This is a genomic window from Acinetobacter colistiniresistens (assembly GCF_000413935.1).
GTDB classification, from domain to species: Bacteria; Pseudomonadota; Gammaproteobacteria; order Pseudomonadales; family Moraxellaceae; genus Acinetobacter; species Acinetobacter colistiniresistens.
The window spans coordinates 1-16356 of sequence record NZ_KE340381.1 but is presented as its reverse complement, the minus strand read 5'-3'; the positions used below and the strand labels follow the sequence as shown (position 1 = coordinate 16356).

The window sequence follows — 16356 nt, the reverse complement described above, 5'->3', positions numbered from 1 at the left end:
AGGCTTATTTGCAAGAGATTGAGAAAAATTGTCCCATTTTGTAGTGTTTTAGAGGGTTTAATGGCTGTGAACCTTGTTTTATTGATCGGTCTATCATTTTGCTCATTACACAAGCGGGCATAATAACAAAGCAGGAGAGAGCAAAACAGTAAGTTGGATAAATGGCTATGCTGGCTGAGGGTCAGGCTTTCATTTGTGTTAAACCATGTATCAAACGATTTCACTACAATTCTAAAGTCTCAATGTCGCAAAAATAATTCAAAATGTTGCATGGAAGATTAAAAAATGATCCAAAATAGGCACTACTATTTATTTACTAAATGTTGAATCACTTTACATACCGTCAGATTATTCGGCTTCGGGCTTCGATTGGTGTAAATTATTGCCCATGCCAAAGCCTTTTTTTAAAGTGCTTCAGCCAATCCATTTTTCGTACATTTGAGAGAGAGTCTAAAGAGTCAGGTATGTCTGTGAACCCGAGTAAAACCAAAAAACCTTTATATATTCACTATGCTGGAAATGCTCTTTTAGAACTCCCTCTGCTAAATAAAGGCTCTGCATTTTCTGAAGAAGAACGCGAGAATTTTAACTTACATGGACTCGTTCCCTACAATATTGAGAATATTGAAGAGCAGACCCAACGTTCATATCAACAGTACCTTTCATTCGATAGCGACTTGAATAAGCATATTTATTTGCGAAATATTCAAGATACCAATGAAACGCTGTTCTATAATTTATTGAGTCAGCATTTAGATGAAATGCTGCCGATCATTTATACGCCTACCGTTGGTGAGGCTTGTCAGCGCTTTTCGGATATCTACCGTCGCCATCGTGGTATTTTTATTTCCTATCCAGAACGTCAATACATCGATCAAATTATCCATAATGTGAATAAGAAAAACGTTAAGGTGATTGTGATTACCGATGGTGAGCGTATTTTAGGTCTTGGCGATCAGGGTATTGGTGGCATGGGCATTCCAATTGGTAAATTGTCGCTCTATACCGCATGTGGGGGGATTAGTCCTGCCTATACCTTGCCGATTACCATTGATGTCGGAACCAATAACCAAGAATTGCTGGATGACCCAATCTATATGGGTTGGAAACAGCCACGTATTCGTGGCGAGCAATATTATGAATTTGTTGAGCAAATTATTACGGCAGTGCGTCAACGCTGGCCGGATGTGTTGATTCAGTTCGAAGATTTTGCACAAACCAATGCCATGCCTTTATTGACTCAATACCGCGATAAAATTTGCTGTTTCAATGATGACATTCAGGGCACTGCGGCAGTGACTGTTGCGACCTTGATTGCCGCATCACGCGCGCAAGGCAAACAACTGAAAGACCAAACCGTTACTTTTGTCGGTGCAGGTTCAGCAGGTTGCGGGATTGCCGAACAGATCGTCAGACAAATGATGGATGAAGGCCTGAGTGATCATGAAGCACGTTCACGTATCTTTATGGTGGATCGTTTTGGCTTAATGACAGATCAGCAACCGAATTTACTCGACTTCCAACAAAAACTTGCAACACCTGTCGATGCAATTGCGACTTGGGAATATAGCGGTGACAATGTCGCTTTATTGGATGTGGTGAAAAATGCCAAACCGAGTATCTTGATTGGCGTTTCTGGTCAGGCAGGCCTGTTTAGTGAAGATGTGATTAAAACCTTAGCCAAATATTATAAACATCCGATTGTCTTGCCATTGTCGAACCCGACCTCACAGGTTGAAGCACAACCCAAAGATATCATTGAGTGGACTCAAGGTGCTGCAATTGTGGCAACAGGCAGTCCATTTGCACCCGTCTATTACCAAGGCAAGGTGTATAGCATTGCCCAATGTAATAACTCCTATATTTTCCCAGGGATTGGTTTAGGCGTGATTGCATGTGGCGCAACCCATATCAGTGACTCGATGTTGATGGCTGCAAGTACTGCCTTGGCCGATTGTTCACCACGTTTGAACAATGCAGCAGCAGACTTATTGCCGAATATCAACGATATTCAACAAGTGTCAAAATTTATTGCTTTTAAAGTAGCAAAAGCGGCTATGGCTGATGGTTTGGCAGTGCCATTGAGCAATGACGTCCTGAAACAAGCGATTGAAGATAATTTCTGGACGCCTGAATATCGTAGTTATCGCCGTGTCGGTTATTAAGCCATGAGCTGATGCAAAAAAGGGACTCTGAATAGAGTCCCTTTTTTAGGTTTTGTAGGTGGAGAGTAAAATGCTGGTTTCACTATTATAAATGCCTGAAATATTTCGGATTCGCTCCAACGCTTTATCGAAATTCTCTAAGCTGTCGGATTGTAGTTCCACCAACAGATCCCACTTGCCATTGGTGGTATGTAGACGTTCCACAGCGGACTCTAGGCGCAACTCCCGAATAACAGCCTGAGCCCGTGTACCTTCCACCATAATATTCATCCAGGCCCGGATAATATTCTTCTCGGTATTTGGACGGAAACGTACCGTATAACCCGTGATGACACCGGTTGATTCCATGTATTCAATTCGCTTTTGTACCGTGGCACGCGACACACGTGTTTTTGCTGCTAAGTCGGTAATCGACATCCGTGCATTGTCTTTGAGTAATCCTAATATAATATGATCGATATTGTTCATTTTGATATTTACTATTAGCAAAGTGATAAAAAATAATTCATTTTAATCATTATAACAAATTTTGTGAATCAATTTGATTCTTAATAATAATGACTATACAGCACCCCAAGCATTTTTACTTTTGCAAAAAAGCACAAAAATGCACACCAGGGAGAATGGGGTAGGATGCCCTGAAATAAAGGGAATCTGTGAATAACAGGGACAATGGATTAATTAAGGAATAGATGATGTCTTTATCATATGCGGCTCAAAATGGCAGTGCTTGGCAAACTTTTCTCACTCAGGTCGATCGAGTGGCACCTTATTTGGATGCCGACCTCAGCAACTTTGTCAACACACTGAAAACGCCAAAACGTACCCTGATTGTCGATGTACCAATCGTGATGGATGATGGCTCAATCCGTCATTTTGAAGGTTACCGCGTACAACACAATTTATCACGTGGTCCAGGTAAAGGCGGTATTCGTTATCACCAAGATGTTGAATTAAACGAAGTCATGGCATTGTCTGCATGGATGACCATTAAAACTGCGGTGCTTAACTTGCCATTTGGTGGGGCTAAAGGTGGTATTCGCGTGAATCCTAAAGAGCTTTCACCACGTGAATTAGAGCGTTTAACCCGCCGTTTTACCAGTGAAATCAGCCCAATTATTGGTCCACAAATTGATATTCCTGCGCCAGATGTCGGCACCAATGCCAACATCATGGGCTGGATGATGGATACCTATTCAAGTATCAAAGGTCATACCGTCACAGGTGTAGTGACTGGAAAGCCAGTACATTTAGGTGGTTCACTTGGTCGTGTTCGTGCCACAGGTCGTGGTGTATTCGTGACCGGTATGCAAGTTGCAGAGCGTATTAAATTACCTGTTGAAGGCAGCAAAGTCGCTGTACAAGGCTTTGGTAACGTGGGCAATGAAGCAGCTTATTTGTTTAGCCATGCAGGTGCAAAAATTGTTGCGGTACAAGACCATACAGGCACGATTTTTAATCCAGAAGGTTTGGATGTTAAAGCGTTGCAAAAACATGTGCTTGAAACAGGCGGTGTGATGGGCTTTGCGGATTCAACCGTGATTTCAGATGAAGAGTTCTGGACGGTTGAGATGGACATCCTGATTCCAGCAGCATTGGAAAGCCAGATTACCGTTGAACGCGCACAAAAACTAACAGCCAAAATCGTACTTGAAGGTGCCAACGGCCCAACCTATCCAGAAGCCGATGACGTGTTTGTCAGTCGTGACATTACCGTTGTACCTGATGTGATCTGTAACGCAGGTGGTGTAACCGTCAGTTATTTTGAATGGGTTCAAGATATGGCGAGTTACTTCTGGAGCGAAGACGAGATCAATGAGCGTCTAGACAAACTGATGATCCAAGCCATTGCTGATGTATGGAATACCGCAGCACAGAAAGAATGTAGCTTGCGGACGGCAGCATATATCTTGGCCTGTGAGCGTATTCTGAAAGCGCGCAAAGAGCGCGGTATTTTCCCAGGTTAAGCAATTCAAAAAATGAAAGTAAAGGGCTTGTTGAGCATTCAATAAGCCTGAAGATTAAACAGGAAGTGAGTAAATAAAATGAGCGAAGTCGCAATTACACGTAGCAACTTTAATGAGTGGATGGTTCCCGTTTTTGCCCCGGCAAATTTCATTTTAGTGCGTGGCGAAGGTTCACGTCTGTGGGATCAAAACGATAAAGAATATATTGATTTTGCAGGTGGGATCGCGGTAAATGCTTTAGGCCATGCACATCCTGTTGCAGTAAAAGCCCTGACTGAGCAAGCGCAAAAATTATGGCATATCGGCAATGGTTATACCAATGAACCAGTATTACGCCTTGCCAAGCAATTGGTCGATAGCACTTTTGCCGATAAGGTCTTTTTCTGTAATTCTGGTGCCGAAGCCAATGAAGCCGCATTAAAACTGGCGCGTAAAGTAGGTTTACTCAGTGGCAATGCAAATAAGAACCAGATCGTAGCTTTTAAAAATGCCTTTCATGGTCGTACCTTATTTACCGTAACAGCGGGCGGTCAGCCAAAATATTCTCAAGATTTTGCACCATTACCAGGTGGCATTGAACATACTGCTTTTAATGATCTTGAAGCTGCGAAAGCCGTGATTACTGACAATACCTGTGCGGTGATTGTAGAACCGATTCAAGGTGAAGGTGGTGTTCTTCCAGCAGATATTGAGTTCTTAAAAGGTTTACGTGCACTCTGTGATGAAAAAGGTGCGGTACTGATTTTTGATGAAGTACAAACCGGTGTGGGTCGTACAGGTTCCTTATATGCCTACATGAACACGGGTGTTACTCCTGACATTTTGACTACGGCAAAAGCATTGGGCGGTGGTTTTCCAATTGGTGCAATGATCACCACAGACCATTATGCCAACATGTATGCAGTAGGCGATCACGGGACCACCTATGGTGGTAACCCATTGGCTTGTGCGGTGGCAGGTGCGGTATTTGAATTGATCAATACGCCTGAAGTTTTAGATGGTGTAAAGCAACGTCATCAATATTTCATTGATGCCCTAAACAAAATCAATGCGGAATATGGGTTGTTCAAAGAAATCCGTGGACAAGGTCTATTGATTGGCTGTGTGCTGAAAGATGAGCATGCAGGCAAAGCAAAAAATATCGTCACACTGGCGGGTGAAGAAGGATTACTGGCTTTGGTGGCGGGTGCTGATGTGGTTCGTTTTACTCCTTCACTGATCATTCCACAACAGGATATTGATGAAGGTCTAAACCGTTTTACCCGTGCATTAGCACGTCTCTAAGTCTGCCGTGAGCATCTGCCCATGATGATTGTTCGACATGCAGCGCATCGGGACTTAGATGATATTTATCGTTTAGCGCAACGAGCGGGGGAGTCTGGCATTGGCCTGACTTCCTTACCCCCAAATAAAGACATCTTGGCTGAACGTATTACACGTACCACTCGCACTTTGGATGGCTTAGCCGAAAAGTGTGAGGCAAGTTATCTGTTTGTATTGGAAGACACCAGCATTCACAAAATTGTGGGTGTTAGTGCAATTGAAGTCGCTGTTGGATTGAATGAGCCATTTTACAACTTTCGTGTGGCAAAGCAGGTGCACGCCTCTAAAGCTTTAAATGTATATAAGGCTTTTGACACCTTGTTTTTAAGTAATGACCATACGGGCTGTAGTGAACTGTGTACTTTGTTCCTTGACCCTGAATATCGCAAAAATCAGAACGGTAAGTTTTTATCTAAAATTCGTTTTCTGTTTATTGCAGCATTCCGTAGTTTTTTTGAAGAAAGACTGATTGCCGAAATGCGGGGCTTTTCCGATCAAAATGGGCATTCACCATTTTGGGATTCATTAGGCAACCTATTTTTTAATATGGATTTTGCGGCTGCGGATTATTTAAGTGGAACTGGACAGAAAGTCTTTATTGCGGAACTGATGCCAAGATTTCCCGTCTACGTAGACTTGCTGAGCTTAGAGGCTCGTCGGGTGATTGCAGAAGTACATCCACATACGCTGCCAGCAGCAAAGGTGTTGATGTCAGAAGGTCTTAAATATCAAGGCTATGTCGATATTTTTGATGCAGGTCCAACCTTGGAAGCCAATACTGCCGATTTACGGGCAGTGAATGAAAGCCGTTTGCTCAAAGTTAGCATTGTTGAGCAAGTTGAAACGACAGAAACACATTACTTGGTTGCCAACGACCAATATAAAGATTACTGCGTGTTGCTGATTATGAACAAAGTCAGCGAGAGCGATACTTTGCAATTAACAGTTGCACAAGCTCAAGCTCTGAATGTCAATGAACAGGATGAAGTGCGCGTTTTAGCATTAGAAAAAATGGAGAACAACTAATGTCACAAGGTACATTATTGATTGATGGTGCTTGGGTCCAAGGACAAGGAGCCGCATTTCAAAAAACCAACCCAGTTAACAATCAGCAAATTTGGGCGGGACATGAAGCAAGCCAAGCTGATGTGAATCAGGCATGTGATGCAGCAAGACAGGCTTTCCCGGCATGGGCTCGGTTAGCACTGGAAGATCGTATTGCGATTATTGAACGTTTTGCTGCTTTACTTGAACAGAATAAAACCCAATTGGCTGAAGTGATTAGTCAGGAAACCAGTAAACCGCTTTGGGAAACTTTGACTGAAGTGCAATCGATGGTTGGTAAAGTGGCGATTTCGATTCGCGCCTATCATCAACGTACGGGTTTTAGTGAAACTGAAATGCCAGACGGGATTGCTTCTTTACGTCATCGTCCACACGGTGTACTTGCGGTATTTGGTCCTTATAACTTTCCGGGTCATTTGCCCAATGGTCATATTGTTCCTGCACTGATTGCGGGTAATACGGTGGTATTTAAGCCAAGTGAACTGACCCCTTGGACGGCTGAAGAAACTGCAAAATTATGGCAACAGGCAGGTCTACCAAAAGGTGTGCTGAATATTGTACAAGGTGGACGCAGTACCGGAGAGGCATTAGCGGCTGCTGAGCACATTGATGGTTTACTGTTTACCGGCAGTGCCAATACGGGTTATCACTTGCATAAGCAAATGGCTGGTGCGCCTGAAAAAATTCTTGCTTTGGAAATGGGCGGTAATAATGCCCTGATCATTGATGAAGCCAGCGATATCGATGCCGTAGTGAACTTAGCAATCCAGTCCGCCTTTGTTTCTGCGGGGCAACGTTGTACTTGTGCGCGCCGTATTATTGTCAAGCAAGGTGCCAATGGAGATGCCTTCATTCAACGTTTTGTGGATGTGGCTAAAAATCTGGTGGTGGGTGCGTGGAATGCTGAACCACAACCGTTTATGGGTGGGGTCATTTCTGCACATGCGGCTGAAAAAATGTTAGCGGCACAAAGCAAATTGATTGCTCTGGGTGCCAAACCTCTCTTAGAAATGACACGTCCACAAGCAGACAGCTCATTACTCACTGCTGGCATTTTAGATGTAACGCAAGTCAATGCCATTCCTGATGATGAATACTTTGGACCACTTACTACGATCTATCGCTACAACAGTTTCGATGAAGCCTTGAATATTGCCAATAACACCCGTTTTGGTTTGGCCGTAGGTTTGGTTTCATCTGATCGTGATTTGTTTGAGCGTGTACTGATTGAGGCACGTGCGGGGATTGTGAACTGGAATAAGCCATTGACAGGTGCTTCAAGTGCAGCACCTTTTGGTGGGGTCGGTGCTTCGGGTAACCACCGTGCCAGTGCCTTCTATGCCGCAGATTATAGCGCGTGGCCAATGGCATCACTGGAAAGTGAGGGCGTTAGCTTACCTTCAAAATTATCACCGGGCATTGTGCTGTAAGTCAGCGGGTATCGGGACACAGGGAGAAGAACATGTCAGGTTATGAAATCAATTTTGATGGTTTGGTTGGGCCGACGCACCATTATGCAGGCTTATCATTCGGTAATGTTGCATCGACTAAAAACCGTAATAATGCATCAAATCCGAAATTAGCCGCAAAACAAGGCTTGAAAAAAATGAAGGCGCTTGCGGATTTAGGTCTCAAGCAAGGTGTGTTCGCACCGCAAGAGCGCCCACATGTGCCAACGCTCCGCCGTTTGGGCTTTACGGGCAGTGATATTGATGTCATTACCCAAGCCATGCGTACTGCGCCAGCCTTATTGTCATCACTGAGTTCAGCATCATCGATGTGGACCGCCAACTCATGTACGGTGTCTCCATCGGCAGATAGTGCTGATGGGCGTATGCATTTTACTGCGGCAAACTTAAATAATAAGTTTCATCGATCAATTGAGCATCATACGACCACCCGTATTCTTCAAGCCATGTTCAATAATGATGTATATTTCGCGCACCATGAAGCCTTGCCAGAAGCAGCTTTATTTGGGGATGAAGGTGCAGCCAATCATAACCGTCTTGGTGGCGCATACGATCAGGCAGGTGTACAGGTTTTTGTCTATGGACAACAGCAACTAGGTGGAACGGTTGCACCGCAGAAATTTCCTGCGCGTCAAACCCGTGAGGCAAGTGAAGCAATTGCACGTTTACATCGTTTAGATGCGAAACGCACAGTGTTCATACAGCAGAATCCAGATGTGATTGATCAAGGTGTATTTCATAACGATGTGATCGCCGTGAGTAATCAGCAGGTGTTATTCCATCATCAACAGGCATTTTTGAATCAGGCTGCGGCCTTGGATGACATCCGTAGAAAAATGGCAGGGATCGAGCAAGAGTTTATTTCGATTGAAGTGCCAGACAATCGTGTGACGGTTGAAGATGCAGTCTCAACGTATTTATTTAATAGCCAGATTTTAACGCGTGCTGATGGTGGCATGAGCATTGTGGTACCAGAAGAATCACGTCACAACCAAGCTGTGTGGAGCTATTTGACTGACATGATTCAAATGGGAACGCCAATTGATGACATCAAGGTGTTTGATTTGCGTGAAAGTATGCGTAATGGCGGTGGGCCAGCATGTTTGAGATTGCGGGTTGCTGTGAATGAAGCTGAACTGAATGCCGTAAATCCGAACTTGTTTATGAATGATGCTTTGTTCAAAACCTTAAATCAGTGGGTGGATCAGCATTATCGTGATGAGTTAACGCAGGATGATCTGGCTGATCCAAGTTTATTGATTGAGAGCCGTACGGCACTGGATGAGCTCACAAAAATTTTGGCATTAGGTTCGGTTTATCACTTCCAGAGATAAAACATTAAATAACAGCTTTTAAGGATGAAAGTACATGGTTGATCTATTGGCGTTGACACTCGCGCAGAAAATGCCTGTGCAGATGCAAGGTGAAACAGCAGGATTTACATGGCAGTGGCTAGGTGAAGGGCTATTGCAATGTACACCCAAGACTGGCTATGGAAAAACCATCGTACTTTCGGCAGGCATTCATGGCAATGAAACTGCACCCATCGAGCTATTGGATCAGATCATTCACGACTTATTTGCTGAGCGTTTAGTACTTGCGGTACAGGTACTTTTCGTTTTGGGTAATCCTGAGGCGATCCGTCATGGGGTACGTTATCTGGAGAATGATATGAACCGCATGTTCTGTGGTGCATATCAGCATTTAATTCAGGATCAGGAAACTGAGCGAGCAGCACATTTAGAGCAAGTCACAGCACAGTTTTTTCAGCAGAGCAATCCAGTTGCACAGCGCTATCATTATGATTTGCATACTGCGATTCGCGCATCGTTATTGCCAGTATTTGCCTTATTCCCTTACCAAACACATTCTTATGATGATTTTTTGATTCAAACTCTTAAGGCTGCTGATCTGGATGCATTGGTCTATCACAATGCAGCAGGCAAAACCTTTACCCATTTTACGACTGAACGCTTTCAGGCTGCGAGTAGTACTTTGGAGTTAGGGAAAGCGAAACCCTTTGGTGCCAATGATTTATCTGAATTTTCCAGTACTGATCAGATGTTGCGTGCCGTGTTGTCGGATCAAGCATTGCCTGTTCGGCAAAAAGGTCCGATTCGCCAATTTAAGGTGGTGGATTCAATTTTAAAGCAAAGTGACGATTTTCAGTTGCACCTCAGTGCTGATGCACCGAATTTCTCAACTTTTCAGAAAGACCAAGTGATTGCGACGCAACAGGCAGGCGATTATGTGGCACACAATCAGCAGGTCTGGATCTTATTTCCTAATCCGAAGGTAAAAGCAGGGCTTCGGGCAGGGTTAGTTTTAACAGAAATGGTATAAACCTCGGCAGGGTCACTGCGTGGAGGTCAACAGGGAATCGACATAAATGGAGTTTGAATATGGATGTTCAGTAAAACAAAACGCGTCAAATAAGATCGTTTAGATATTCATTTTTTATCAAAGTGAAATAGCAAGGATAGGTTGTCATATATACACTTGGAGTGACCGTGTATGAGTAACAATAATGAAAAGACATTTTCATCAGGAGAAATCCTGAGTGGATCATATGTACCGCAGCAAGAGGTAACCAGCGCATCGGGCATTTCCAGTGCAGAGACCGAGGTTGGAAAACCCTTAAAACGTGCCATGACCAAACGTCATTTGGTCATGATTTCATTGGGTGGGGCAATTGGAACCGGATTGTTTTTAGGTTCTGGTGATGTCATTTCTCAGGCGGGCCCCATTGGTGCAATTATTTCCTATTTTCTGGGTGGCGTAATTGCCTATATGGTCATGTTATGTTTGGGTGAATTAGCCGTACATATGCCTGTTTCAGGCTCATTCGGTGAATATGCCAGAACTTATATTGGACCAGGCACAGGCTATATGATTACTTGGTTGTATTGGCTGACTTGGACGGCAACTTTGGGGACTGAATTTACTGCTGCCGCATTGCTGATGCAGGAATGGTTTCCTTCCGTTTCCATGTGGACATGGACTTTGCTGTTTGCTGGTTTGGTCTTTAGTTTGAATGTCAGTTCTACTCGGTTATTTGCTGAGTCTGAATTCTGGTTGTCCTTGGTCAAAGTGCTGACCATTATCTGTTTTATTGGTTTAGGCTTAGCTGCGATCTTTGGCTTTATTTCCTATCATGGTCATGAGTCAGCACCATTATTTAGTAAGCTCACCGAACATGGCTGGTTTCCTCATGGTATTTTTCCAATTTTTGCGACTATGTTGATTGTCAATTTTGCCTTTTCGGGGACTGAATTGATTGGGGTTGCAGCGGGTGAGGCCGAAGAGCCAGCGAAAACGGTACCTAAGGCAATCAATGCTGCAATTTGGCGTTTATTGATTTTCTTTGTCGGTACCATAGTGGTGATCTGTGCACTACTTCCTTTTGAAATGGCTGGCCTTAATTCAAATAGCGTGAGTAATAGTCCATTCGTTACGGTATTTAATTATATTGGCATCGCATATGCAGAAGATATCATTCGGTTTGTTATTATTACGGCACTTTTATCCGCAGCGAACTCGGGTTTATTTGCTGCATCACGTATGATGTGGTCACTCTCGGCAAAGAATCAGTTACCGAAAGTTTTCTCCAAATTAACCCGTTCTGGAACACCGATTGTTGCGATTATGGTGACCATGTTTGGCGCAATTCCGGGACTATTATCGGAACATTTTGCACCTGAAACAATTTTTAAGAATTTATTGGGGGTTGCTGCCTTTACGATGGTGGTGGTGTGGATTTCGATTTGTGTATGCCAATTTAATTTTCGCAGACAGTGGATTAAATCAGGCAAAACGGTGAAAGATCTTAAATTTGCTGCACCATTATTTCCATTAACACCGATTTTAGGTGGCCTATTTTGTGTGATTACCTGTATTAGTATGGTGACAGACCCTTCGATGCAGGTTGGCTTTATCTGCTGTATTTTGTTCATTATCGCCTGCTATGCAAGCTATTATATGTTTTATAAAGAAAAAATTAGTTAAATCATAATATTATATAAAAAAAACTAGACGAGTAAGATTGCGGCAATTTTGCAATTTTATTCGTTTTTTTTATTGTACGCAGAGATGCACAATATCGTGTTCATCAGTAAACTTGTGTGATTAGATCACTGAATTGATTTAGATAATTTGTTTACATATTGTGTAAGAATGACCATGATGCGTTGTGCTTACAAAAATAAGCGGTATAACAGAACTTAAGTCGGTTTTTTTAAAATCATAGCGAGTCTTTGAAATGGGCATGACTGCATGGCGAATAAAAATAATCAGCCTTTAGCAATGGGCCAAAAAGTCATCTTAACTGAATTGGCGGGCTGTGAAGAATGTGACGCAATTTATCGTAAGATCGATCTTTTACCCAATGAGCGAGCTTACTGTACCTGTTGTGGGGCAGAGTTGTATCGACGAAGCCGCTCATTTTCATCTTTGCTGGCCTTGGTATTGACTGCATTGATTGTTTTTGTGATTGCGAACAGCTTTCCGATCGTGATTGTTGAATTGCAAGGTAATACATCGCAAACGACCTTGATTGGCGCTGCATGGACCATGTTTCATATTGATCGTGCTCTGGTCGGGGTCTTGATTTTGATCACCACATTTATTGTTCCCTTGGTTGAGCTGTTATTACTGAGTTATGTTCTGTTCTTCATTGGTTTATTGAAACGACGTCCGCAATATCTGAGGTTAGCGCTAAGAGCGCTATTCTTGTTTCGAATCTGGGGAATGGTTGAGGTTTTCTTAATCGGTGTTTTGGTGACCTTGGTTAAACTGGTAGGAATGGTGACGGTTATTCCTGGCATCGCACTCTGGGCCTTTACCTTGTTAAGCGTACTTTTGGTCTATATTGCTTCGATCAAGATCAAAGATCTCTGGGATGAAGTAGATAGGAGTCTTGGATGAGCACGAATGACGATCAGATCGGGATTATTGCACCGCATCTTCCAGCGCAAGATTTACAGGTTAAAAACTATCAAAGAGCAAAAGATCTAGGGCTCATCCAATGTCATTGTTGTGGTCGGCTGAATCAAGTCTCCGCACAGCAAGAAGCTCGGGAACATCCACATTGTGTACGCTGTGGTAGTGCCTTACATTCACGTAAACCACAAAGTTTAAACCGGACTTTCGCGCTGGTGATAGCCGCTGCAATTTTATACATTCCAGCCAATGTATTACCGATGACGGTGACGGATTCATTATTGGGTCGTCAGCAAGATACCATTATTAGTGGGGTGATTTATTTCTGGCAAAACGGGGATTATCTGGTCTCGGTGGTGATTTTTATGGCCAGTATTTTTATCCCAATTTTAAAGTTGCTGATTCTGATGTTTTTACTCGTCGCGGTGTATATGCAATCGGCTTCCAGAGTGCATTTCTCTCCAGAACATTGCGCCTTGCTCTATCGCATTGTGGAATTTATTGGACGTTGGTCGATGATCGATGTATTTGTTGTCGCGCTACTGACGGCACTGATCCAGATTCAGTCACTTGCGACGATTTTGGCAGGACCAGGCGCTGTTGCTTTTGGCGCTGTAGTGGTCTTAACCATGTTTGCATCACTAAGTTTTGATCCTAGAATTATCTGGGATAATTACTTCAAGACACATCATACCAATGAGCAACCCGTACATCACTCAAAAGGAACGGCAATTCATCAATTGAACAGTTAAGATTGCACAAAGTCCTGTTTTTGACCCATAAAAGAATGATCACTATGTCAGAAAATACGCAAAATAGCCAAGATTCGGAACAGACTGCAACTGAGTCAACTCAGAATGATACAGTCTTTGCCGAACCTGAAAAAAAGAAAGGGCGCTTAAGACCTGCGCTGATTTGGCTGGTTCCATTCATTGCCTTGTTGATTGCACTTTCGCTTGCAGCAAAAGCCGTGTTGGACACGGGACCCACCATTGAAGTGTCTTTCCGCACTGCAGAAGGTCTGGTCGCAGGTAAAACCACAGTCCGCTATAAACAGGTGGATATTGGTCTAGTTCGCCAGATTGACCTTTCTGATGATCGTTCTCATATCATTGCTAAAATTGAATTACGTAAAGATGCCAGTAATTTTGCAGCAAAAGATTCTCGTTTCTGGGTGGTCAGACCTCGGGTTGGGACTGGTGGGATTTCCGGAATTGATACCTTATTGTCTGGTGCATATATTGATGTTGATGGTGGCAAATCTGAGGAAAAACAGGAAGTGTTTACTGGGCTTGAAGTTCCTCCCGTAGTGTCTTCTGATATTCCTGGTAAAGTTTTTTTCTTGAAGGCTCAAGATCTGGGTTCACTGGATATTGGCGCACCAATCTACTATCGAAAAATTAATGTTGGGCAGATTACGGCCTATAAATTGGCTGCTGATGGGAAAAGTGTTGAACTTCAAACTTTTATCCAGTCTCCATATGATAAGTTCGTAACAACAGATGCGCGGTTCTGGCAAGCCAGTGGGGTAGATGTGACTTTAAATGCTTCTGGATTTAACCTAGATACTCAATCACTTGCCAGTATTGTTGCAGGGGGAATTGCATTTGGCTATCCAGACAACTCAATGGGTAGTATCGCTCCAGATCATAGTTATTTTACCTTGTCGGATTCTCGCAAAGAGGCTATGAAAGAGCCTGATGGTAAACCACGTCAAATTATCATGTACTTTGATCAATCACTGCGCGGACTTAGTGCAGGTGCACCAATTGATTTCATGGGCATCGAGATTGGAAATGTAAAAGCAATCAATGTTGAATTTGATCGGTCTTATACGCAGCTACGTATGCGGGTCGATGCGGTTATTTATCCATCCCGTTTGGCACATGGCAAAGAGTTAGATCCCGATGGTGAAATTTTTAAATACTTTATTACTAAAGGATGGCGAGCACAAATGCGCACAGGAAATCTGTTAACTGGGCAAAACTACATTGCCTTTGATAAGTTTCCAAAAGCACAATTCGCGACTTTAAAAATACGAGCAGATGGACGTGCAGAAGTTCCAACTACAGCAACTGAGCTGAGCGGCTTACAGGCACAAGTGTCACAGATCGCCGATAAAGTCAGTAAGTTCCCATTAGAAGAAATCGGTCAGGATATCCGTAAGACATTTAATAATATGAATAAAACGATTGAGTCTACGGATAAGTTGGTGAAACAGCTTGATGATAAGGTTGCTCCAAACTTGCAAGCAACCTTGAATGATGTGCGTAAAACCATGCAATCCAGTGAGTCGATTCTCTCTAGCGATGCACCGATGCAGCAGGATGTTCGTAAAGCCTTACAGCAAATGACTCGAGCAGCAGCATCGTTACAGCTTATGGCAGATTATATTGAGCAACATCCTGAGTCACTGATTCGTGGCAAAAAAGCAGAGGCAAATAAATGATGATTAAAAAAAATAAAGGTGTGTTCTGTTTTCCATTATTGATACAGTCCTCAGCTGTGGTACTGACGATGATTGGCGTTGTCGCATGTTCAAGTACGCCCACACCCAATTATTATACTTTGGCAAGTAAAGTTTCACCTTTGGCAAGCTCTAAGGTTCGTGTGATTGAGGTGCTACCTGTCGGTCTACCTGATCGTATTGATCGGGTGTCAATCGTGGTGCAGGACGCTGCGGGCAAATCGAGAATTTTAGAGAACGAGCGATGGACTTCGACCCTCGGTGCTGAGCTTAGAGATAACTTATCAGCAGGTTTACAGCAAAAGCTAGGGGCAGTTGATCGCTATAATAGTGGTATGACGGGGGGGAAGGTGTCCTATCGTGTGGCGACTGACTTTTCCCACTTTGACATTGTGAATGCTTCTGATGCGGCGAATAAAAATGTGGAAGTCTCGGTGGCATGGATCATTAAGCGCAATGATCCTAATATCACTCTAGATACAAATTCAAATCAAAATCAGCAGTTGGCTTGTCGTATGAGTTTTAGTCAACCGATATTGTCAGGTCAAAATCAGATACAGCATATTGTCAGTGCGGCAAGCGGATCATTGAACAAAGTTGTCGATGCGATTGCACAATCTATTGTGGCATCAGATTCAAAAGCTCAGGCCAACGTAAATGGGGTTATTTGTTCATAATTTAGATGAAATATGGTTAAAACGGATCATACCTGTTCACTTAACGTTTTAATTTTTATATCCATCTGGAGCTTTAATATTGTTTTAAGTTGTTCTCTTTAAGTTACAGCTCATACGAATAGTCTATTCGCTTTTAGCTGAATCAGAGCATTAAAGAGAGTATAACAATGAATCAATGTGTGATGAGCGCAAAAAATATTATTCGTGGTAAACACCACCCAGAGTTTTTGCAGGAAGAAGTTTTAACCGATATTTTTGTCCAGACTGCACAACGTCTCCCTCAAA

General features: G+C 43.1%; 13 protein-coding genes. 12 read left to right on the top strand and 1 reads right to left on the bottom strand.

Annotation, left to right across the window (positions count from 1 at the left end; genetic code table 11):
- The first annotated feature begins 464 nt into the window (after positions 1–464).
- Entirely contained in the window at positions 465–2165 is a 1701-nt protein-coding gene (locus tag F907_RS05335) for an NAD-dependent malic enzyme (protein WP_016652749.1), read from the top strand.
- Between the two features lie 45 nt (positions 2166–2210).
- On the opposite strand, the gene F907_RS05340 is transcribed toward F907_RS05335, so the two are convergent.
- Complete coding sequence (locus F907_RS05340) at positions 2211–2633, bottom strand: Lrp/AsnC family transcriptional regulator (protein WP_016652748.1); 423 nt, start codon at positions 2631–2633, stop codon at positions 2211–2213.
- Between the two features lie 224 nt (positions 2634–2857).
- On the opposite strand from F907_RS05340, the gene F907_RS05345 reads away from it, so the two are divergent.
- The 11 genes from F907_RS05345 to F907_RS05395 all read left to right on the top strand — a co-directional run bounded on the left by F907_RS05345 (position 2858) and on the right by F907_RS05395 (position 16071).
- The gene (locus F907_RS05345) at positions 2858–4132 is read left to right on the top strand and encodes a Glu/Leu/Phe/Val family dehydrogenase (protein WP_111804960.1); all 1275 of its coding nucleotides are present in this window, start codon (positions 2858–2860) and stop codon (positions 4130–4132) included.
- Positions 4133–4210: 78 nt separating this feature from the next.
- Positions 4211–5416: an aspartate aminotransferase family protein gene (locus F907_RS05350; RefSeq protein ID WP_005273697.1), complete on the top strand. Its 1206-nt coding sequence runs from the start codon at positions 4211–4213 to the stop codon at positions 5414–5416.
- Between the two features lie 21 nt (positions 5417–5437).
- A complete protein-coding gene (gene astA / locus F907_RS05355; protein ID WP_005273701.1) occupies positions 5438–6481 on the top strand; it encodes an arginine N-succinyltransferase in 1044 nt (347 codons plus the stop codon).
- Complete coding sequence (astD, locus tag F907_RS05360) at positions 6481–7950, top strand: succinylglutamate-semialdehyde dehydrogenase (protein ID WP_016652746.1); 1470 nt, start codon at positions 6481–6483, stop codon at positions 7948–7950. Before astA ends, astD begins: the two co-directional genes overlap by 1 nt.
- Before the next feature lie 32 nt (positions 7951–7982).
- Positions 7983–9323 (top strand): N-succinylarginine dihydrolase, encoded by a 1341-nt coding sequence (astB, locus tag F907_RS05365; RefSeq protein ID WP_016652745.1) that lies wholly within the window; start codon positions 7983–7985, stop codon positions 9321–9323.
- Between the two features lie 34 nt (positions 9324–9357).
- On the top strand, positions 9358–10332 hold the full coding sequence (gene astE, locus F907_RS05370) for a succinylglutamate desuccinylase (protein ID WP_016652744.1): 975 nt from the start codon (positions 9358–9360) through the stop codon (positions 10330–10332).
- A gap of 171 nt (positions 10333–10503) precedes the next feature.
- Complete coding sequence (locus tag F907_RS05375) at positions 10504–11994, top strand: amino acid permease (protein ID WP_016652743.1); 1491 nt, start codon at positions 10504–10506, stop codon at positions 11992–11994.
- Positions 11995–12261: 267 nt separating this feature from the next.
- Complete coding sequence (locus F907_RS05380; RefSeq protein ID WP_016652742.1) at positions 12262–12912, top strand: paraquat-inducible protein A; 651 nt, start codon at positions 12262–12264, stop codon at positions 12910–12912.
- Positions 12909–13679: a paraquat-inducible protein A gene (locus F907_RS05385; protein ID WP_005273714.1), complete on the top strand. Its 771-nt coding sequence runs from the start codon at positions 12909–12911 to the stop codon at positions 13677–13679. Before F907_RS05380 ends, F907_RS05385 begins: the two co-directional genes overlap by 4 nt.
- Before the next feature lie 44 nt (positions 13680–13723).
- Positions 13724–15376, top strand: coding sequence for a PqiB family protein (locus F907_RS05390; protein WP_016652741.1), 1653 nt, complete (start codon positions 13724–13726; stop codon positions 15374–15376).
- Complete coding sequence (locus F907_RS05395; protein ID WP_016652740.1) at positions 15373–16071, top strand: PqiC family protein; 699 nt, start codon at positions 15373–15375, stop codon at positions 16069–16071. Before F907_RS05390 ends, F907_RS05395 begins: the two co-directional genes overlap by 4 nt.
- Positions 16072–16356: the final 285 nt, after the last annotated feature.

What these genes read in the sequence shown, in the direction of transcription:
- F907_RS05335 (WP_016652749.1), top strand. Translation starts at nt 465, where the DNA reads ATGTCTGTGAACCCGAGTAAAACCAAAAAACCTTTATATATTCACTAT.
- F907_RS05340 (WP_016652748.1), bottom strand. Translation starts at nt 2,633, where the DNA reads ATGAACAATATCGATCATATTATATTAGGATTACTCAAAGACAATGCA.
- F907_RS05345 (WP_111804960.1), top strand. Translation starts at nt 2,858, where the DNA reads ATGATGTCTTTATCATATGCGGCTCAAAATGGCAGTGCTTGGCAAACT.
- F907_RS05350 (WP_005273697.1), top strand. Translation starts at nt 4,211, where the DNA reads ATGAGCGAAGTCGCAATTACACGTAGCAACTTTAATGAGTGGATGGTT.
- astA (WP_005273701.1), top strand. Translation starts at nt 5,438, where the DNA reads ATGATGATTGTTCGACATGCAGCGCATCGGGACTTAGATGATATTTAT.
- astD (WP_016652746.1), top strand. Translation starts at nt 6,481, where the DNA reads ATGTCACAAGGTACATTATTGATTGATGGTGCTTGGGTCCAAGGACAA.
- astB (WP_016652745.1), top strand. Translation starts at nt 7,983, where the DNA reads ATGTCAGGTTATGAAATCAATTTTGATGGTTTGGTTGGGCCGACGCAC.
- astE (WP_016652744.1), top strand. Translation starts at nt 9,358, where the DNA reads ATGGTTGATCTATTGGCGTTGACACTCGCGCAGAAAATGCCTGTGCAG.
- F907_RS05375 (WP_016652743.1), top strand. Translation starts at nt 10,504, where the DNA reads ATGAGTAACAATAATGAAAAGACATTTTCATCAGGAGAAATCCTGAGT.
- F907_RS05380 (WP_016652742.1), top strand. Translation starts at nt 12,262, where the DNA reads ATGGCGAATAAAAATAATCAGCCTTTAGCAATGGGCCAAAAAGTCATC.
- F907_RS05385 (WP_005273714.1), top strand. Translation starts at nt 12,909, where the DNA reads ATGAGCACGAATGACGATCAGATCGGGATTATTGCACCGCATCTTCCA.
- F907_RS05390 (WP_016652741.1), top strand. Translation starts at nt 13,724, where the DNA reads ATGTCAGAAAATACGCAAAATAGCCAAGATTCGGAACAGACTGCAACT.
- F907_RS05395 (WP_016652740.1), top strand. Translation starts at nt 15,373, where the DNA reads ATGATGATTAAAAAAAATAAAGGTGTGTTCTGTTTTCCATTATTGATA.